At 58.1% G+C, this 17,787-nt stretch carries 17 protein-coding genes; 12 read left to right on the forward strand and 5 right to left on the reverse strand.

What is annotated here, in order from left to right:
• Nucleotides 1-43: 43 nt before the first annotated feature.
• From J4E63_RS13620 to J4E63_RS13630, 3 genes are all read left to right on the forward strand, one after another.
• On the forward strand, nucleotides 44-664 hold the full coding sequence (locus J4E63_RS13620; protein WP_207282297.1) for a flavin reductase family protein: 621 nt from the start codon (nucleotides 44-46) through the stop codon (nucleotides 662-664).
• Nucleotides 665-765: 101 nt separating this feature from the next.
• Nucleotides 766-1,662 (forward strand): alpha/beta hydrolase, encoded by an 897-nt coding sequence (locus J4E63_RS13625; RefSeq protein WP_207282298.1) that lies wholly within the window; start codon nucleotides 766-768, stop codon nucleotides 1,660-1,662.
• 30 nt (nucleotides 1,663-1,692) lie between these two features.
• Entirely contained in the window at nucleotides 1,693-2,481 is a 789-nt protein-coding gene (locus J4E63_RS13630) for an enoyl-CoA hydratase/isomerase family protein (RefSeq protein ID WP_207282299.1), read from the forward strand.
• Between the two features lie 17 nt (nucleotides 2,482-2,498).
• Here the strand turns inward: J4E63_RS13630 and J4E63_RS13635 are convergent, their stop codons facing one another.
• The gene (locus J4E63_RS13635) at nucleotides 2,499-3,401 is read right to left on the reverse strand and encodes a hypothetical protein (RefSeq protein WP_207282300.1); all 903 of its coding nucleotides are present in this window, start codon (nucleotides 3,399-3,401) and stop codon (nucleotides 2,499-2,501) included.
• Nucleotides 3,402-4,008: 607 nt separating this feature from the next.
• Nucleotides 4,009-4,614, reverse strand: coding sequence for a TetR/AcrR family transcriptional regulator (locus J4E63_RS13640; protein WP_086936564.1), 606 nt, complete (start codon nucleotides 4,612-4,614; stop codon nucleotides 4,009-4,011).
• Nucleotides 4,615-4,708: 94 nt separating this feature from the next.
• On the opposite strand from J4E63_RS13640, the gene J4E63_RS13645 reads away from it, so the two are divergent.
• Nucleotides 4,709-5,590, forward strand: coding sequence for an SDR family oxidoreductase (locus tag J4E63_RS13645; protein WP_207282301.1), 882 nt, complete (start codon nucleotides 4,709-4,711; stop codon nucleotides 5,588-5,590).
• Between the two features lie 167 nt (nucleotides 5,591-5,757).
• Here the strand turns inward: J4E63_RS13645 and J4E63_RS13650 are convergent, their stop codons facing one another.
• Nucleotides 5,758-6,783 (reverse strand): LacI family DNA-binding transcriptional regulator, encoded by a 1,026-nt coding sequence (locus J4E63_RS13650; protein ID WP_207282302.1) that lies wholly within the window; start codon nucleotides 6,781-6,783, stop codon nucleotides 5,758-5,760.
• 340 nt (nucleotides 6,784-7,123) lie between these two features.
• Here J4E63_RS13650 and J4E63_RS13655 point away from each other — a divergent pair, with 340 nt between their 5' ends.
• The 3 genes from J4E63_RS13655 (at nucleotide 7,124) to J4E63_RS13665 (ending at nucleotide 10,623) form a co-directional block, all read left to right on the forward strand.
• Nucleotides 7,124-8,152: a Gfo/Idh/MocA family oxidoreductase gene (locus J4E63_RS13655; RefSeq protein ID WP_207282303.1), complete on the forward strand. Its 1,029-nt coding sequence runs from the start codon at nucleotides 7,124-7,126 to the stop codon at nucleotides 8,150-8,152.
• Entirely contained in the window at nucleotides 8,149-9,108 is a 960-nt protein-coding gene (locus tag J4E63_RS13660; protein WP_207282304.1) for a sugar phosphate isomerase/epimerase, read from the forward strand. Before J4E63_RS13655 ends, J4E63_RS13660 begins: the two co-directional genes overlap by 4 nt.
• 96 nt (nucleotides 9,109-9,204) lie before the next feature.
• Nucleotides 9,205-10,623, forward strand: coding sequence for a sugar porter family MFS transporter (locus tag J4E63_RS13665; protein WP_060742453.1), 1,419 nt, complete (start codon nucleotides 9,205-9,207; stop codon nucleotides 10,621-10,623).
• Nucleotides 10,624-10,767: 144 nt separating this feature from the next.
• Here the strand turns inward: J4E63_RS13665 and J4E63_RS13670 are convergent, their stop codons facing one another.
• Together J4E63_RS13670 and J4E63_RS13675 are read right to left on the reverse strand one after the other, a co-directional pair.
• A complete protein-coding gene (locus tag J4E63_RS13670) occupies nucleotides 10,768-12,192 on the reverse strand; it encodes a sensor histidine kinase (RefSeq protein WP_207282305.1) in 1,425 nt (474 codons plus the stop codon).
• Nucleotides 12,189-12,851, reverse strand: coding sequence for a response regulator (locus tag J4E63_RS13675; RefSeq protein ID WP_207282306.1), 663 nt, complete (start codon nucleotides 12,849-12,851; stop codon nucleotides 12,189-12,191). The genes J4E63_RS13670 and J4E63_RS13675 overlap by 4 nt, the downstream gene beginning before the upstream one ends.
• Nucleotides 12,852-12,998: 147 nt before the next feature.
• On the opposite strand from J4E63_RS13675, the gene J4E63_RS13680 reads away from it, so the two are divergent.
• From J4E63_RS13680 to J4E63_RS13700, 5 genes are read left to right on the forward strand one after another with little or no spacing between them, the layout of a single operon-like run.
• The gene (locus tag J4E63_RS13680; RefSeq protein WP_060742456.1) at nucleotides 12,999-13,265 is read left to right on the forward strand and encodes a PepSY domain-containing protein; all 267 of its coding nucleotides are present in this window, start codon (nucleotides 12,999-13,001) and stop codon (nucleotides 13,263-13,265) included.
• Nucleotides 13,265-13,810 (forward strand): cytochrome b/b6 domain-containing protein, encoded by a 546-nt coding sequence (locus J4E63_RS13685; RefSeq protein ID WP_207282307.1) that lies wholly within the window; start codon nucleotides 13,265-13,267, stop codon nucleotides 13,808-13,810. Before J4E63_RS13680 ends, J4E63_RS13685 begins: the two co-directional genes overlap by 1 nt.
• Nucleotides 13,811-13,833: 23 nt before the next feature.
• Nucleotides 13,834-15,102 (forward strand): exo-alpha-sialidase, encoded by a 1,269-nt coding sequence (locus tag J4E63_RS13690; protein ID WP_207282308.1) that lies wholly within the window; start codon nucleotides 13,834-13,836, stop codon nucleotides 15,100-15,102.
• Complete coding sequence (locus J4E63_RS13695; protein WP_207282309.1) at nucleotides 15,102-15,701, forward strand: hypothetical protein; 600 nt, start codon at nucleotides 15,102-15,104, stop codon at nucleotides 15,699-15,701. Before J4E63_RS13690 ends, J4E63_RS13695 begins: the two co-directional genes overlap by 1 nt.
• On the forward strand, nucleotides 15,701-17,719 hold the full coding sequence (locus tag J4E63_RS13700; protein ID WP_207282310.1) for an LTA synthase family protein: 2,019 nt from the start codon (nucleotides 15,701-15,703) through the stop codon (nucleotides 17,717-17,719). The genes J4E63_RS13695 and J4E63_RS13700 overlap by 1 nt, the downstream gene beginning before the upstream one ends.
• Nucleotides 17,720-17,787 lie beyond the last annotated feature (68 nt).

Consider the following 17,787-nt stretch of genomic DNA (forward strand, 5'->3'; position numbering starts at 1 on the left):
GAGCAGGTGGCAGTCCTTGCGCGCGCCCCCAAAGAGGTAAGCTATGACCGATTGGCATTTCTACGAACCGGCGCAGGGACATTCCCTGCGGCACGATCCGCTCAACGCCATCGTCGCTCCGCGCCCGATCGGCTGGATCAGTACTGTCTCCAACGACGGCGTACGTAACCTTGCTCCCTACAGCTTTTTTAACCTATTCAGCTACAAGCCGCCGATTATCGGCTTTTGCTCACTTGGTGCGAAGGACTCACTCGCCAATGCGCGTGCGACCGGCGAGTTCGTATGGAATCTGGCGACGCGAGAACTCGCAGAGGCGATGAGCGCCTCAGCGACGATGGCGCCAGCGGACGTCGATGAATTCGAGTTGGCCAAGTTGGAGACGCTGCCCTCCGCAAAAGTACGGCCATCGCGCGTTGCGGCTAGCCCGGTGCAGTTCGAGTGCGTGGTCACCCAGATCGTGCAGCTTGAGGCGCAAGGCGGTGCGGTGCTCCCGGCGTGGCTGGTGTTGGGCGAAGTAGTAGCGATCCACATTGACCAGCAACTGATCAAGGACGGCGTGTATCAGACTGCGCAGGCGCGCCCGATCCTGCGCGGAGGTGGGCTGGCCGACTATTTCGAAATCGGCGCAGAACAACTCTTCACGCTTGGGCGACCAGGCAATTGACCTGGCATCGAGTGACCGAGGCAAACGAGTGGAAGGCATGAACTGCCGCTGCGCATAGGGTTTACGGCGCCGCCCGACCTCTTTATACAAGGAGAACTTCCATGTTTCGACGTACCGATATCGCGTTCGAAGCCGAGGGCGGCGTCACGCTGCGCGGCTGGCTCTATGTTCCCACCGGCGGCACCGCCCCCTATCCCGCCATCACAATGACGCATGGCTATGCCGGCGTGAAGGAGCACGGCCTGGAGCCATTCGCAGAGAAATTTGCCTCCAACGGCTTTGTCGTCCTCCTGCACGATCACCGCAACTTCGGCGCCAGCGAAGGCATGCCGCGCCAGGATATCGACCCATGGCGTCAGATCGCCGATTGGCGGCGCGCGATCAGCTTCCTCGAAGACCAGGACGCCGTCGATGCGAAGCGCATCGGCTTATGGGGCACGAGCTATTCCGGCGGGCACGCACTCGTGCTTGGCGCAACCGAACGTCGCTTGCGTGCGGTCATCGCGCAGGTGCCGACGATCAGCGGCTTCGAGCAAGGACTGCGCCGCATTCCGCCCGATGCTGTCGCCGCCGTCGAGGATGCCTTCGCGGTAGACGAGCGCGCGCAAGCACGCGGCGAGTCGCCGCGTAGACAGGCAATTGTCAGTGCCGATCCGGCCATCCCTGCTGCTTACCGCACCCAGGAAGCCATCGAGTTTTATCTGCAGCCCGTACCCGACGGCGCCTGGGAGAACAGCGTCACGGTACGCTCGACGCGCGCTGCGCGCATGTACGAACCGGGCACGTGGATTACGCGCGTGTCCCCCACGCCGCTGCTGATGATCGTCGCGCTGCAGGACACGATCACGCTGACCGATCTTGAGCTGGCCGCCTACGAACGTGCCGTTGAGCCTAAGCGCCTCGTGACGATTCCCGGCGGCCACTTCGATCCGTACATCACCAGATTCGATCAATCAAGTACCGCCGCGCTGGACTGGTTCAAGGAACACCTCTCCTAACCTCAACTTGCGACCACGCAGGAGCCCGACATGTCTCATCTCACCCATACCATCGAGAACGGCATAGCAACGATCGTTCTTGATCGCTCGCCGCAAAACCGCATCGACGACCAGATGGTTGACGAACTGGCTACGGCAGTCAGCGCGATCGAACGCAGCGACGCACGCGTCGTGCTGGTGCGCGCCGAAGGAGAGAGCTTCAGCTTTGGCGGCGACATCATGCCCTGGCCCGATGACACACCCCGCCAGTTGCGTGCACGCTTCGAGGGTTACATGGACGTCTTCAATCGCTTCGAACGTCTACCCTTGCCTGTCATCGCCGTGGTGCAAGGCTTGTGCGCAGGCGGTGGTTTCGAACTGGCGTTGCGTGCCGATGTAATCTTTGCCGCCGAAAGCGCAACATTCTGCCATCCGGAACAGTCGCTTGCCTTAGTGACCCTGTTGGGCGGCATCTACCGCGTCGCCGAACGTGCAGGACGCGTACGTGCCATGGAATGGGCGCTGACTTCCGAACGTGTCCCCGCCGCGACGATGGAGCGCTTCGGCGTAATCAACCGCGTCGTCGCCGATGCCGAACTGCTTGCAGCGGCGCATGCCTTCGCCGCGAAGTTCGTGCACGGCCCCACACGCGCCCACGCCGCTCACAAAGCCTTGCTGCGCGCCTGGGCCAACGGCGGTATCCAAGCGGCCGACGATGTGATGTTCAACATTGCCATGCCCTTGTTCGAGACAGAAGACGTGAAGAACGGGCTTGCTTCGGCCATCAAGGCCCTGAAGGCCGGTACGCCGCGCCTGGAGCTCGAATTCAAGGGTCATTGATTTCCGCTGTACAGAACCTAGTTCACTATGACGCGTACTCTTGCCAAGTTAGCGACCCGCGCAAAGTCCGTCTTTGCGTCACCCTCACGCTGGGATGTCACACGGAGCACGGGGTAGTAGGTGCCGGGTTTCGAATAGACGAATGTTTTATGTGTGGCGAGCGCTTCTGACGGCTGATGAGGAAGTGGAGCGTCTAGAAAGTCATCGCTCCCCGTCTGGCTCCATTCTGTTTTCACAATTTTGCCGGCAGAGGGCGGGACGGTAATGTCACCAAGCAGCGTGACGGGCTCCCCGACTTTGGCAACGATTCTCTCACCGCTCCTGGACGTGAGTTTCACAACAGGCTGGATACCCTGCCTTGCTGATGCGTCTGGGGGTAATGAGACCTGGCCATTATTGAGCGCATACTGAGTGGAGCGAGGCGGCGCTATACCATTTTCCACCCAGGCACTTACGTCCCTGACGGCTTGTTCGAGGATGCCGTTGTAATCGATGAGTCTTACAAACTGATTGTCAGCCGCGCCCGAGGCAACAACGCTGCCATCCAAATGGTCTGCATTATCGTTTAACCAGGTCCGCACCTTCGCGTCGTACTGATCCCCCTCTCCTGTCTTCAATCGCTGGCCATACCAGTCGGCATCCCAAGGGTAGGCATCGACATCAAGTGCGTTGGCTATAATTATCATCTTGCCGTTTATCTTGCCGGTGAAGCTACCGCCTCCGCTGACACCTGTGCTGATTATTGAGCCTACCTCTTGGGGGCGTTGCGGGTAGCGTGGAGAACCGTCTGCATTGCGAAATTGATCCCACACAGCAAATCCACCAGAAACCGGTACCTGATGCCGATGGTAGGACGTCAACGCAATTGCCCAGCGATTATCGACACGAACCTGGGTTCCATTTCTCAGAGCGTTGAGCATATCGGCGTGATTTTGCGCGAACAGCGTAATGACTCCGTGCTCGGCACCCTTTCCATTGGGCTTTCGGCGGGAAGAAAAAGCTGAACTTTACATCGGTGCCTTCGAAGTGCCCAGAAACGCGATGCGTCAGAACAGGGCTTTTCAAATCTTCTTGGCTATCTATTACCGGGCGGTCGAACTGCGGATCGATGCAATCTCGAGTAATGAACATTATCCCGCCTGGTGGTGTTTCACATGACGGGGATTGAGACGCGGCGGAAGCTATAGTCGACAACCCACCAAGCGACACCGCAAGTACCAAGCATCTGGAAGCAACGAACTTCGTATTAAAGCCATTACCGCGATGGAAATCCGTGTCAGGAGGCGGAGCCACTTGAGTCAGGTATTTAGCGCTGTTCATAATGGCTGTGAAATTCCTTGAGGAGCTTCAATGGCGGCTGCCGGATAAGTTTTTGAGTCGCGCGAAGGATAACATCGCTCCGGTTGGGTCTCTCATTTTCCAGCTTGAGAAGCGTGACTTGCTCTACCAGTATTCAGATAAGCCCTTTTTACCCCAGACGAACGAATAGCTGCTTCTACAGAAACACTGGGCTGAGAGGCATGCCCATCAGAACACAGAAAAAGCGACTAATAGCATCTTCTTTACAATCTGCGGATCCTCGCCACGAGATATCTGTGACGCAGCATTACTTAATTGCGCATCAATATAGATAGATGCAAACTCTGATGACATGTCTGCAGAAAATTCACATTTGGCTTTTGCACGCTCCACCCATTTCCTGTAAGCCGTTAATGCTTGCTCTTGAATGAAATCGATTTGTGCTCGTGTTGCCTCACCCAAGTGCATGCGTGATTCGCGCATCTTTATCAAAAGACATCCCTTTGGTATCCCTTGACTGTCACTCACCGAGGTGGCGAATGACACCAGGCTGTCAAGCATCTCTCGAAACGGCTTTTCTGCCTTCAACATCTCCAGCACAGAATCCAGCTCCTGTTCCTGATATTTAAGAATAACGGCTTTCATCAAGCCATCTTCATTCCAAAATTCACGATAAAGACCTGGCTTCGATATATCACACCTTCTGCAAATTTCATTAAGGGATAAGCTGCGTACGCCCTCTTTCCAATAGGCTTCCATTGCCACATCCAAAACGTGATCACGGTCCAGGGTCTTAGGTCGTCCCCTTGAAGGCTTTGTCGGATTTAAGCTCATTTTGTACCACCTGGTATTTTAACTTGACACACGGCACCCTCCCCCATATTTTGTACCGGATGGTACTTAATTGACAACCCAGCGGGAAAGAAAAATGAGCGAAGCCAAAAAAAACGTCATCATCACCGGTAGCAGCAATGGATTTGGCCTAAAAGCAGTGAAAGACTTTGCAGACAAGGGCTACCAAGTGTTCGCCACCATGCGCGGCACAGAAGGCAAGAACGCCGCAGTCAAGACCGCGCTGGAGGCGTATAGCAACCTCATCCATGTCGTAGATATGGATGTCACCAGCGACGAATCCGTCAAGACAGCCATCGCTGGTGTGCTGGCTAAAGCGGGCAAGATTGATATTTTGATTAACAATGCAGGCGTAATGTACCTGGGTATTACGGAGGCATTTAGCATTGCCCAAGCCAGGGAACAGATGGAAACCAACTACTATGGCGCCATGCGCATTATACAGGCTGTCTTGCCCGCTATGCGGGAAGCCAAATCCGGTCTGATCATTAACACCTCATCAATGGTCGGCCAGATTTCGGCGCCGTATTTCTCTACATACGCCGCCACCAAGCACGCTCTGGAAGGCTACGTCCAAGGCTTGCGTTACGAAGTGGCGCCCTTCGGTATTGATGTTGCCATCGTGCAACCAGGCCCGTTCCCTACAGGTCTGAGTGCTGGAGGGCAAGCGCCTTCCCGTCTTGACGTACTGGAGAGCTATGGTGACTTGGCAAAGATACCTGCTGCCATGTTCGCAGAATTCGCGAAATTCATGCAGTCTGACCAGGCACCAGATCCACAGTTGGTCGTCGATACTTATTTAGCGTTAGCAGATATGCCTGCCGGCAAACGTCCTACACGCACAGCGGTAGGCATGGTTTGGGGTGTTGATGAAATTAACGCTGCCAAGCAACCCATTCAAGACCGTGTTCTAAAAGAAATGCAACTCGAGAATATTTTAGGCGGCGCTGACGCGTAATTCCCTGTAACAGGGCAGGCTATTCCTTGCCCTGTTTCAGCTATATATCACAATCGCATTCCTTCCTTGGGAGACGTCCAATAGCAATTCTTTAGCTCCGATTTCCGACATAGGCCTCCATCCTTGGTTTTGCCGAGGGACACGGCTGGGTAGAACGCAACGTGGCCTTACGCACCACAGTTGTATCGAGTGTGAATCAAGATCTGTGTTGAAGGTGGCGTTGTCGCTGCTCCCTCAACCGCTCCTCGTATCCAGCGTACCGCTGCGGCAGTCTCGCCAACGAAATCATGAGAGATAACATAATCCATGACGCCGGACTCAAGCATCGCCCGCGTATGAACTGTAAGCTCATGGCCGACGAAAATAGGCCGATCCTCAGCCGCAATGGTATCTATCGCTTGAGCAACGCCCCGATTGGCACCGGCCACGTTGTAGATGGCTGCCGGGTAGTCGTGCTTGGAAAAATAACGCGTCAATTGTTCAGTCGTAGTCTGAGGGCGATCGTCGGACATCACTCGTTCGTCGATTTTCAGATACGGAAACTCGGAGCGGAGCACCCTGCGAAACCCCATCTCCCGCTCTTGCTGACAGCGAAACGGCACACTGGTCACTAACAGAATTTTTGCCGGTTCCCTGGGTAACGCATTGCCTATCAGTAACCCGGCGACACTGCCCGCCGCATATTGATCGTTGCCTACATAAGCGCTTCGCCCGGAATTAGGCAGGTCGGTGGTCAGGCAAACGACTGGTATACCTAGGCTGCACAGTTTGCGAATCGCACGATTGATCGCCGGATGCTCGCGCGATACCACGATCACACCATCCGCCGAGGCGCCCTGTGCCTGAACCTGATCAGCAAAAGTGGCGGGATCGACCTGGTTAGTCGGTTCATAGTAGCCATGCACGACGACGCCTGGTGTCGAAGCGTTCACCAATGCCTCGGCGTCGGCCAACGTTGCATTGAAGGTTTCGCCCGAATCGCAAAAGAGCTTGATCTGCAACGTTGCCATGCCGTCAGCCAAGTCTTTCCTTAGCTTATCCAGCGCAGCCAGGACTTTCAGACGGGTGTTTTCCCGAACGCCGGGACGGTTGTTCAGCACACGATCGACGGTCGCAGGCCCGACCCTCGCCACCTTGGCGACCTGTTGAACGGTGGGGCCCTTCCATAAGCGCGCTGATGTTTGCGTGTTCATATGGTACGCCCTCTTTTGATGTTATTTACACCATATAAACATTCCCGATGGTCGGTTTCAAGAGCAATGAAAAATGGTACTGCACTCTTGAATTTGAGGTTTTTCACATCATAAACCGCCTATGGTGCTCCTTGATGCTTGCTTTTTCGGCGCTAATAATCGAGGCATAACAAACACAACAAACCGCCAGGATAGCCCCATGAATAACTCGCCTCATCGGTTGGTTTCGACCGCCACCGCCAAGCCGCTCGTGGCCCACCTTGCACCTCCCTTCTCAATCAACGTGCTCGCGAGTTCGACGCTGCGTAGATGACTTTCGCCCATTGATAGGTAGTTGAATATGAGCATACGAATCGCCGTTATCGGCGCGGGAATTATGGGGGAGGATCACGCCCGCATCATTGCCCAGGACCTTCCGGGAGCCACTTTGCATGTGGTGTGTGATGCGTCGCCAGAGCGAGCGAAGCTGATAGCTGACCGTTATGGAGCCGCTGACGTTTCCACTGACCCACTGTTCACGCTTTCAAGGTCCGATGTCGATGCAATCATCATCGCCAGCCCGGACGAAACCCATGCCGTCCTGACCATGGCAGCCATTGATGCAGGGAAACCCGCACTGTGTGAAAAGCCGTTGTCTCAAAGCCCGGACCAGTGCCTGGCGGTCATCGACAAAGAGGCCTCCCGGGGTCGCCAATTCGTGCAACTGGGCTTCATGCGCCGGTTTGACCCTTCGTACAGGGAAATGAAAAGCGCCTTGAGCGACGGCCTGATAGGTCGGGCTGTGATGATGCACAATTTCCACCGCAATGTAGAAGCCCCCGCCAACTTCAGCGGGCAAATGGCGATCAGTAACTCCGCGCCGCATGAGTTCGATGTGGCACGTCACGTGCTCGATACTGAATACGTTGCCATTTCGGTGTTCCAACCCACCCACACGTCTAAGGACGGCGTCGGCGCCCCGGTATTCATGGTGCTGGAAACCCGGGAAGGCCATCTGGTGAACATCGAAATCAACAACAACGCCCATTACGGGTACGACGTCCGTGGCGAGCTGGTGGGCGAGTTGGGTTCCGTGCAACTGGCCACCCCCGTACATGCTCGCTTCAACACCCGTCTTCAGGGTTTTGAAAGGTACGCTGCCGATTGGCGGCCGCGTTTCGCCGACGCCTACCGCCTGCAGAACAAAGCATTCGTGGAGTTCATCACCACAGGTAGTTTCCCTGTCCATGCCGCGAGTGCCTGGGACGGCTACTGCGCAGCCATTGTCGCTCAAGCCGGCATCGAGGCACTCCATCAGCGTCGCCGGGTAGTTTTGCCAACGCTGGAAGCACCGCCCCTCTACCGACCGCGAGAAGGAGCTACGTCATGAAGCTGGGATTCGTCACTGATAGCCTCGGCAACCTGCCCCTGCGGGAGATGCTCAAGCAGGCTGAACGGCTGGGAGTGTCGGGTCTGGAGATCAACACCGGCGGATGGTCGACCGCGCCGCACTTTGACTTGGCGCAGATGCTCACCAGCGCCGATGACCGCAAGGCCCTCAAACGCAGCTTCCAGGAACACAGTCTGGAAATCATTTCCTTGAACGCCAACGGCAACCCTTTGCATCCCACGCAGCCTGCACAAGGCCAGTGTCTCAAGGACACGATACGCGTAGCCGGTGAGTTGGGAGTCAAGACCGTCTGCACCATGTCTGGCTTACCTGAAGGTCAGGCCGGCGACAAGATGCCGAACTGGGTGGTTGCCTCATGGCCTCCCGAAACCCAGGCAATGCTGCGCTATCAATGGGAAGAACGCCTGCTGCCCTTCTGGAGCGAAATAGCTGATCTGGCCAAGGAGAACGGCGTGGAGCGCATCGCTTTGGAGTTGCACGGTAACCAGTGCGTCTACAACGTCCGCTCGCTGCTGAAGCTACGCAACGCAATCGGACCGGTGATTGGCGCCAACCTTGATCCCTCGCATCTGTTCTGGATGGGCGCTGACCCGCTGGTCGCCGCCGAGGCACTGGGCGACGCCATTTACCATGTGCACGCCAAAGATACTTTGCTTAACGCGCCAGTCCAGGCCGTGGATTCACTCCTGGAAAATGGCTCGTTGATGGATATCTCATCCCGAAGCTGGTCCTACATCACGCTTGGATTCGGCCACGGTGAGCAATGGTGGCGGCAGCTCTGCTACCGCTTGAAGATGGCTGGCTACGATGGCTGGCTATCGATCGAGCATGAGGACGTTTTACTCAACAGCCTCGAGGGTTTGGAAAAGTCCGTAAGACTGCTACAGAGCGTCATGCCGGTAGCCACCAGCGATTTCAAACCCCAAGCCATCTGAATCGCACCACGAGAAAAACCAATGTAATTGCATGTTGAAACGCTCACCGCGACGGCGAGTGAGCATCACCCATGAGTTTCAGTCAGGAATATCACAATGACAATTAATTCCTACGGAAATACGGCAGACACTTCAGCCACTTTTGTAAGTCCTGAAAAACACCAGGCACAGCGCTACCTGCAAAAAATCACTTGGATTGCCACGTTTGGCGGCCTGCTATTCGGCTTCGATACCGGCGTCATCAATGGCGCCTTGCTCTACATGAAAGATGACCTGGGCCTGACACCCTTCACGGAAGGTTTGGTCGCCAGCGCCCTATTGATCGGCGCAATGATGGGGGCGCTGTTCAGCGGTCGCTTATCGGACCTCAAGGGGCGCCGCCGTATCATTCTTTTCCTCGCCGTAGTGTTTTTTCTGGGCGCGTTGGCTTGTGCGCTGGCGCCCACCCTCAACGTCATGGTAGCCGCCCGCTTCACGCTGGGGTTAGCGGTGGGCGGCGCATCGGTCGTCGTGCCGGCGTATCTGGCGGAGATGGCCCCATCCAGCATCCGCGGTCGCATCATCACTCGCAACGAGCTGATGATCGTCACCGGGCAATTCCTGGCCTTCACCACCAACGCCACACTGGGCAATTTGTTTAGCGATCTCGACGGTGTTTGGAGATGGATGCTTGCCTTGGCAACCCTGCCAGCAGTGGCACTCTGGTTGGGAATGCTCTACATGCCGGAAAGCCCGCGCTGGCTAGCCACCAAAGGGCGCTTCAGAGAGGGCCTGGAGGTACTGAAACTGGTACGGGAGGAGTACTACGCCAAGGCTGAGATGGAGGCCATCACCCAGCAGATCAGCAACGAGCGATTCATCAAGAAAGGCGGCTGGCGCGACCTGTCTCAAAAGGGCGCGCGACGAATTTTTTTGATTGGCATCGGTATCGCTGTTACGTCGCAGCTGACCGGAGTCAATTCAATCATGTACTTCGGCACCCAGATCCTCACAGAAGCAGGCCTGGAGCAACGTAGTGCACTGATCGCCAATGTCGTAAATGGCGTTATCTCGATTGGCGCAACGTTCGTGGGCATTGCGCTGCTGGACCGCGTGGGCCGTCGCCCAATGATGCTGCTCGGTTTCACGGGTACCACATTGTCTTTACTGTTGATTGGCCTGGTTTCAGTTTTTGTCGATCCCTCCGTTACCCGCGCCATGCTCATTCTCGGCGCCATGGCGATGTTCCTTGCCTCCATGCAAGGGCTGATCGGGCCTGCTTTTTGGGTACTTTTGGCGGAAATCTTCCCAATGCGCATCCGCGGCGGATGCATGGGTATGGCGATCGCAGCGTTCTGGTTGACCAACGTGATGATCGGCATGTTCTTTCCATCTTTGGTTGCGACGATCGGGATCGGCCAAACCTTCTTTGTGTTCGTGGGAGCAGGACTTCTATCTCTGACCTTCGTCGCGGTATGGGTACCGGAGACACGAGGCAGCACCCTCGAAGAGATTGAACAGCGGTTGTATGGTTAGGCGAGGATGAAGTTTCCCCTTAACTGCCGTTCCTCCGCTTCCCTATTTCGTTCCATGTTTTTTGGGAAGCGGCTCTCCTCTGCTGATGGCTGTGCCCGAGTTCAGGCTGCTTTTAGCGAGAAGTGGTTTTCATTCGGAGTTCACCTACGTTGTCATGGTGACAGATGCGTTATTCGAATTTGCGAGAACGTTATAGGGATTGCTGGCCTGGTTCAGGCCGAGTTCTGCACATACGCCCCCGCTTGTTCGATTGTAAATGTGCAGGGTGCAACCAATTTTACAAGTAATCATCTGTACGATAGCCAATCCCAAGCCCGCGCCATTGGCATTGCCTCGGCTGTAAAATCGCTCGAACAATCTGCCAAGCTCCCCTTCTGCTATTCCCGGCCCGGTGTCTTCCACCCTCAAGCTGGCCATGCCCGCCTCGTCCTTGCGCACCACGACAGTCACCTCGCTGCCTGGGGAAGAAAAGTTGAGGGCATTGGTCACCAGGTTCTGCATGGCAATGGCTAACGCTGTCGGCTCGGTTTCTACCCAACACTCTTCATCACACTCCAGCACCAACTCCACGCCCTTTTCCATGGCCAGTGGCGTGAGTTCGGCCAGTTCTTCGCGGACCAGCTCGGTGAGTTGCACGCGTTGATACAGGGGGTTGTTCAATTGCGGTTCGATGCGGGCCATGGTGAGCAGTTGGCTGCCTATACGGGTGGCGCGGTCGACGCCATTGACCAGGAAATCCAATGCCTCACGCCGCTGTTCTTCGGTGACGGCGCTTTGCGCGTTCTGGGCGTGGATGCGCAGGATTGCCAAGGGTGTACGCAGTTCGTGGGCGGCGTCGGCGATGAAGCGGCGCTCGCGCTCCAATAGATCATCCACCTGATCCAACAGGCGGTTGAGCGCGGTTTGCATGGGTTCCAGGTCGCTCGGCAGCGGCTTGAGGTGCAACGGCTGCAAAGAATCGGTGGTGCGCCCGCGGATAGAACGGGCCATGGCACGCAGGGGGGCGAGGCCCCAGCCGATGACCAGCCAGATCAATAATGCCAGCAGCGGCACACCGATCAGTGTGGGCCACAGCGTGTGGCGAACGATGCGCTGGATAAGGTCCTGGCGAATGTCGTCGCGCTCGCCCACCCATATCAACAGGCCCTGTTGCGGGTCAGCCAGGAGGAAGGCGCACCAGTCGTTACCGTTGTCCACCAGGTCGTGGGAGCCAAGGGTGACGGGCGGCGCCTCGAGGATCGGTGCTTCGGCGGAGCGCACCAGCAGTTGGCCGTCGGTGCGCCAGACTTGAAAGGTCAGGCGGGTTTCGTAGGGATGGGCTACACCGTCTGCGCCGACACGGCTCATGGCCTGGTCGAAAGCTTGGTAGAGACGGTCCCAGTCGGCCTCGCCGGGGGCGCGTTGGTGCAGCACGCCTTGCAGCAGGCGGGCACTTTGAGCGAGTTGCGCGTCGTAGACCTCTTCGATTTCGTGGTGGCTGTCGCGCAGGACCAGCCAGCTGATCAGGGCGTCGCCCAGCAGGATCAGCACCAGCACCGGGACGAGGATGCGCGCGCGGACGGAAATCATGGTTTGAGCGCCAGTACGTAGCCGACACCACGCACGGTACGGATCAGTTCGGTGGAAATTTTTTTGCGCAGGTTATGGATCAGCACTTCGAGGGTATTGCTCTCGACGCGGTCCTGCCAGCCGTACAACGCCCGCGATAGCCGCTCGCGTGTCACCACTTTGCCGGGGCGCACCATCAACTGGTGCAGCAGTTGATATTCCATCAGTGTGACGATGATCTCCTCGTCCTGATAGCGAACCTGCTGGGTGGCTGGGTCGAGGCTGACGCCAGCATGCTCCAACAGCGGTTGTGCGCGGCCCTGGCTGCGGCGCAGTAACGCACGCACGCGGGCCTTGAGCTCCTCCACGTCGAACGGTTTGATCAGGTAATCGTCAGCGCCCGCATCCAATCCGGCGATACGCTCGGCGGTGCCATCGCGTGCGGTGAGGATAAGCACTGGCAGGTCGTGCTGCTCGGCACGCAATTGCTGCAACAGATCAAGGCCATCCAGGCGCGGCAGGCCGAGGTCGAGCAGCAGCAGGTCGAAGCTTTCGCTGCGCAAGACATGCAATGCGCCCAGGCCATCCTGCAGCCAGTCAAGGGTGTAGCCTTCGGCGCCCAATGCCACGCGAATCCCCTGGCCGAGGGCACGATCATCTTCGACGAGGAGTAGGCGCATCGCAAAATCTCTCTAGGAATCGGCGGCATCATGCCGGGTTCTGTCGGGGGCTATTCCGGCAAAGATGTTACAGCTCATTACCAACTAAGGTTTCGCTAAGGTTGATTTTGCACTGTGCAAGCTCCCACAAACGCTGAGAGCTTTTCCATGCGCAAAATTCTCCTGCTGTCCCTGATTATCGCCAGCCCTCTGGCCGTCGCCGGCCCGCAATGCACCACCGCCGAACGCTCGCAATGGCAAGACGAAAAAGCCTTCCAGGACAAGCTCAAGGCCGAAGGCTACCAAATCAGCAAGTTCAAGGTCACCGACGGCAATTGCTATGAGATCTACGGTTTCGACAAGGACAAGCGCAAAGTCGAGATCTACCACGACCCGGTTACCGGTAAGGCCGTGAAGACTGAGATAAAAGGCTGATGCAAGGCGAATCCCTGCGCCTTTGGGACCCGCTGGTGAGGCTGTTTCACCTGTCTATCGCCGGGGTCTTTGTTGCCAATTACTTCTTCAATGAAGCGGGCGACGACTGGCATGTCTGGCTGGGCTACTACGCCATGGTCTGGCTGCTGGTACGAGCGGTGTGGGGGTTCGTCGGGCCGCGCAGTGCGCGCTGGTCAGACTTTTGGCCGACACCGAAGCGGCTTGCGGCCCACCTGCGCTCGCTGCTCAGGGGGCGCCCGCAACATCGCCTGGGTCATTCGCCGCTCGGCGCCCTGGTGATGGTGGCGATGCTGTCGGCGCTGTTGACCCTCGGTATCAGCGGCTTTCTGATGCAGGAAGTCGATGCTTTATGGGGCGCCGATTGGCCGCTGCAAATCCACGAAACCGCGGCCAATGTGTTGCTGGGACTGGTGTGCATCCATGTGCTGGCAGCGGCGTTCGAGAGTTTCCAGCTGCGGGACAACCTGCCGTTATCCATGCTCACCGGTCGCAGGAAGCGCCTGCCGGATGAGCGTGCACCGTAATCTTTTTCCGAATTGGTTTCCCTATGCGCTCCGCCTTCCTGATCTGCAGCCTGCTAGGGGTATTCTGCGCCGCCTGGTTCAGCCATCCCCCCCATGTATTGGCGCCGTTTGCCCCTATCAGCTCGAACACCGCGAAGGCAACTGCGGCGCCGCAGTACACCAGTCGTTTTGTGTCTTCGCAGCTCAATGACTTTGTGCACGCCTCATCGGTCACCGCCCTGCCCGGTGGCGACTTGATGGCCGTGTGGTTTGCCGGCTCGCGCGAAGGTGCTGCCGATGTACAGGTGCGCACCGCACGCTTTGATGCCCGTAGCGGCGAATGGGGCACCGAGCACGTGCTTGCCACGCGGGAAAGCACCCGTGACGGCACCCAGCGTTATATCCGCAAACTGGGCAATCCAGTCATAGCCCTGGCGCCGGACAAACGTTTGTGGATGTTTTATGTCTCGGTATCGGTGGGTGGCTGGGCCACCAGCGCCATCAATGTGATGGTGTCCGATGACCTCGGCGCGAACTGGTCGCCACCTCGGCAACTGGTGACCTCACCATTCTTCAATATCAGCACGCTGGTACGCGCCGCACCGGTGTTCCATGCCGATGGTTCTATCGGCCTGCCGGTCTACCACGAATTCATGGGCAAGTTTGCCGAGTACCTGTACTTGAGCGCCGACGGCGCGGTGATCGATAAATTCCGCATCAGCCGCGGCAAAAACTCCCTGCAACCTACCATTGTGCCCCTGGACGGCAACCGCGCCGTGGCGATGTTGCGCTATGCCGGCGACACCCATCACCGCGTCCTGGCGAGCCGTACCGAAGACGCCGGGCAAACCTGGAGCGAACCGTATCCGCTGGAGCCAGCCAACCCCAATTCGTCGCTGGCGGCAGTGGGCACGGTGGACGACGGTTTGCTGGTGGCCCTCAATGACCTGCAGGACGGCCGCTTCAGGCTCAGTCTCTACGGCACCGACGCCCAGCTCAGCCAATGGCGTACGGTGGTGGAACTGGACCAGTCACCCGATCCGCTCGGCCAACCCTTCTCGCCCGACGTCTACAAGGAAATCATCGGCGAAGGCTTCCGTGCCTCCAGCGGCGCCCGGCGCCTGCCGCTGGAACAACGCTTCCTCAGTAACCTCGACTACCGCGTGTGCAAACCCCAGGGCTGCGATTTCGAATACGAGTACCCGTACTTCAGCCGCGGCTCGGACGGCATGTACCACGTGGTGTACTCATGGAATAACACTTTTATCAAACATGTCAGCTTCAACGAAGCCTGGCTGGCGGAGCGGCTGTGATGGTTTCTTTATGGCAGGCCCACTTGAGTTTTGTGCTGTTGGGGTTTGTGCTGTTGAGCACGTTTCGATTCAGCGCGCCCTGGCGCCCGTGGTGGTTGCCGATATTGGCTGCGGTGAGTTTTATCCCGGTCAATGAGCTGCCACTGGCGGCGTATGTGCGCAGTTTTACCGATGACCTGGCGCTCAGCACCGTGGTGCTGTTGGGGTGGGTCGCACTCAGCAGGTTGGGCGTAGTGCAGCCGCTTGTGCGTCAGCACCAAGTGCAATTGCTGGCGCTGTTCGGCGTATTGAGCCTGTTGCTGTACCCCGCCACCTTGGGCCTGACCTATTACGACCCGTACCGTTGGGGGTTCAACCCGCGGCCCATGATTGTGCTGGTAGGTGCTTTGGCGCTGCTGATGCTGTGGCTGCGCAATTCCCTGGCCGTGTGGATGCTGGCGATCGGCACCCTGGCCTTCGCGCTGCGGCTCAAGGCTTCGGAAAACTATTGGGACTATCTGGTCGACCCGCTGCTGACCGGCTACTGCCTGGTGGCCGGGTTCGGCCTGCTGATCGGCGCCGCCTGGCGTCCCCTTTTGAAATGGCACAGAGGTCAATGATGGGTGTGTTGCAATCGCGCCGCCTGTGTTACGGCGCAGGCTCGATCGCCTTGGTATTTGCGTTGCTGGCGGCGTTGCGGCTGGTATTTGTCCTGGGTTTTTCCGGCCTGGCTTTAAACACCCCGGCGCTCCTGGAAACACTGGGCATCGGCCTGCGTTTCGACCTGCGCCTGACGGTGCTGATTTTGCTGCCGTTGGCCGTGCTGGCGTGGCTGCCGCGCTGGAACCTGACCACCCTGCCTATCTTGCGTTGGCTGGCACGGGGTTATCTGCTCATCGCGCTAGCGGTGGTCGGCCTGGTGTACATCATCGATTTCGGCCACTACGCCTACCTTGGCGTGCGCATCAATGCGACGGTGCTGCGCTACCTGCAAGACGCACAGATTTCACAACAGATGGTGTGGGAAACCTACCCGGTGGTGTGGATCGCCTCGTGCTGGCTGACGGCAGTGGCGCTTTGGGTTTGGGCGCTGATACGCCTTGAACGATTGACCCTGGATCAGGAGCGCAAAATTATCAGCAAGTGGGCACTGGTGCCGGTTTCCGTGATGGGCGTCGTAGCCGTGCTGTTGGCCCTGCTTGGCCGCGTCGCCAACCTCAACCTGGAAAACCCGGTGCCGCTGCGCTGGAGCGATGCGTTCTTCTCCGGCAACAACCAAGTGGCGGCGGTGGGCCTGAACCCGGTGCTGTTTCTGTATGACACGCTCAAGGTCGGTCAAGCGCAATTTGATGAAGCCCAGGTGCGCGAGCACTACCCGCAGATCGCACAGTACCTGGGCGTCGATCAACCCGACGCCCAGCGACTTGATTTCGTCCGCGAACAAGGCGTGCAGCCTTATCGACTGGCCGGTGAGCGCCCGCCGAATGTGATTTTCGTCATGCTCGAATCCCTCGGCACCAGCGCCGTCGGTGCCTATGGCAATCCGCTCGACCCTACGCCGAACCTGGACAGACTGGCCACGCAAAGCTGGTTCTTCAAGCACTTCTATGTGCCCGTTACCGGTACCGCCAAGACCGTATGGGCCAGTATCACCGGCGTGCCGGATGTGACCCGCCAGGAGACCGCCACCCGCAACCCGCTGATCACGCGCCAACGCACGTTGATCAACGCGTTCGAGGGGTACCAGAAGTTCTACATGATCGGCGGCAACGCCGGCTGGGCGAATATCAATGCGCTGATCCGCCAGAGCATCGACGGCGTGCAACTGTTCGAGGAAAGCCACTGGCGCTCGCCCCGCGTGGACGTGTGGGGCATTTCCGATCTGGACCTGTTCAAGGAAAGCGACCGACTGCTGCGTGCCGTGCCCAAGGACCAGCCATTCTTCGCTTACCTGCAAACCTCCGGCAACCATCGGCCGTTCACCATCCCCGAGCAAAACGACGGCTTCCAGGTCAAGGACGTGACACTGGAGCAAGTCCAGGCCGCCGGTTCCCGTAGCGTCGAGCAATATAACGCCGTGCGCCTGCTGGACTACAACATCGGCCGCCTGATGGAAATCGCCAAGGCCGGCGGCTACTACGACAACAGTATTTTTGTGTTCTTCGGCGACCACAACACGCGTATCAGCCAGATCCCGCACATGGCCCCGGCTTTCGAGCAACTGGGCCTGGAAAGCAACAACGTGCCACTGCTGATCCATGCCCCCGGCCTGCAACCCCGGGTGATCGAAGAGGCCGTCGGTCTCGTGGACCTGTTGCCGACGGTGGCGGGCATGGCGGGCATACCGTTCAGAAATGGTGCGCTGGGCCGGGATATCCAGCAGCCGGCTCCCGAGGGCGAGCGCGTGGTGCCGCTGGTGCTGCGCGAGGGTACATTCCCGATCATTGGCGGTGTTACCAAGGACTTCCTGCTGCAGATGCAGCACGACGGCAGTTCGCCGACCCTGCACGACCTGGCATCACCCACGCCGCGTGACGATGTGGCCGCGCAGCATCCCGAGGAGTTTCGGCGCTTGAATGGGCTGACACGAGGGCTGCACGAAACGGCTCGGATGATGCTTTATCGCAATATTCCATGACGCTGCGGTCCTCACGCTCAATGACTGATTTGTATCTGTAGGCGCAGTGGTCGCCGTTCGGGCGGCCA

Source organism: Pseudomonas sp. FW300-N2F2 (genome assembly GCF_017351655.1).
GTDB classification, from domain to species: domain Bacteria; phylum Pseudomonadota; class Gammaproteobacteria; order Pseudomonadales; family Pseudomonadaceae; genus Aquipseudomonas; species Aquipseudomonas fluorescens_AA.

Excerpts from the sequence above, each read along its gene's own strand:
- J4E63_RS13665 (WP_060742453.1), top strand. The coding sequence starts at position 9,205 with ATGACAATTAATTCCTACGGAAATACGGCAGACACTTCAGCCACTTTT.
- J4E63_RS13675 (WP_207282306.1), bottom strand. The coding sequence starts at position 12,851 with ATGCGCCTACTCCTCGTCGAAGATGATCGTGCCCTCGGCCAGGGGATT.
- J4E63_RS13620 (WP_207282297.1), top strand. The coding sequence starts at position 44 with ATGACCGATTGGCATTTCTACGAACCGGCGCAGGGACATTCCCTGCGG.
- J4E63_RS13630 (WP_207282299.1), top strand. The coding sequence starts at position 1,693 with ATGTCTCATCTCACCCATACCATCGAGAACGGCATAGCAACGATCGTT.
- J4E63_RS13650 (WP_207282302.1), bottom strand. The coding sequence starts at position 6,783 with ATGAACACGCAAACATCAGCGCGCTTATGGAAGGGCCCCACCGTTCAA.
- J4E63_RS13640 (WP_086936564.1), bottom strand. The coding sequence starts at position 4,614 with ATGAGCTTAAATCCGACAAAGCCTTCAAGGGGACGACCTAAGACCCTG.
- J4E63_RS13690 (WP_207282308.1), top strand. The coding sequence starts at position 13,834 with ATGCGCTCCGCCTTCCTGATCTGCAGCCTGCTAGGGGTATTCTGCGCC.
- J4E63_RS13695 (WP_207282309.1), top strand. The coding sequence starts at position 15,102 with ATGGTTTCTTTATGGCAGGCCCACTTGAGTTTTGTGCTGTTGGGGTTT.
- J4E63_RS13625 (WP_207282298.1), top strand. The coding sequence starts at position 766 with ATGTTTCGACGTACCGATATCGCGTTCGAAGCCGAGGGCGGCGTCACG.
- J4E63_RS13680 (WP_060742456.1), top strand. The coding sequence starts at position 12,999 with ATGCGCAAAATTCTCCTGCTGTCCCTGATTATCGCCAGCCCTCTGGCC.
- J4E63_RS13660 (WP_207282304.1), top strand. The coding sequence starts at position 8,149 with ATGAAGCTGGGATTCGTCACTGATAGCCTCGGCAACCTGCCCCTGCGG.
- J4E63_RS13635 (WP_207282300.1), bottom strand. The coding sequence starts at position 3,401 with ATGCTCAACGCTCTGAGAAATGGAACCCAGGTTCGTGTCGATAATCGC.
- J4E63_RS13645 (WP_207282301.1), top strand. The coding sequence starts at position 4,709 with ATGAGCGAAGCCAAAAAAAACGTCATCATCACCGGTAGCAGCAATGGA.
- J4E63_RS13685 (WP_207282307.1), top strand. The coding sequence starts at position 13,265 with ATGCAAGGCGAATCCCTGCGCCTTTGGGACCCGCTGGTGAGGCTGTTT.
- J4E63_RS13655 (WP_207282303.1), top strand. The coding sequence starts at position 7,124 with ATGAGCATACGAATCGCCGTTATCGGCGCGGGAATTATGGGGGAGGAT.
- J4E63_RS13670 (WP_207282305.1), bottom strand. The coding sequence starts at position 12,192 with ATGATTTCCGTCCGCGCGCGCATCCTCGTCCCGGTGCTGGTGCTGATC.
- J4E63_RS13700 (WP_207282310.1), top strand. The coding sequence starts at position 15,701 with ATGGGTGTGTTGCAATCGCGCCGCCTGTGTTACGGCGCAGGCTCGATC.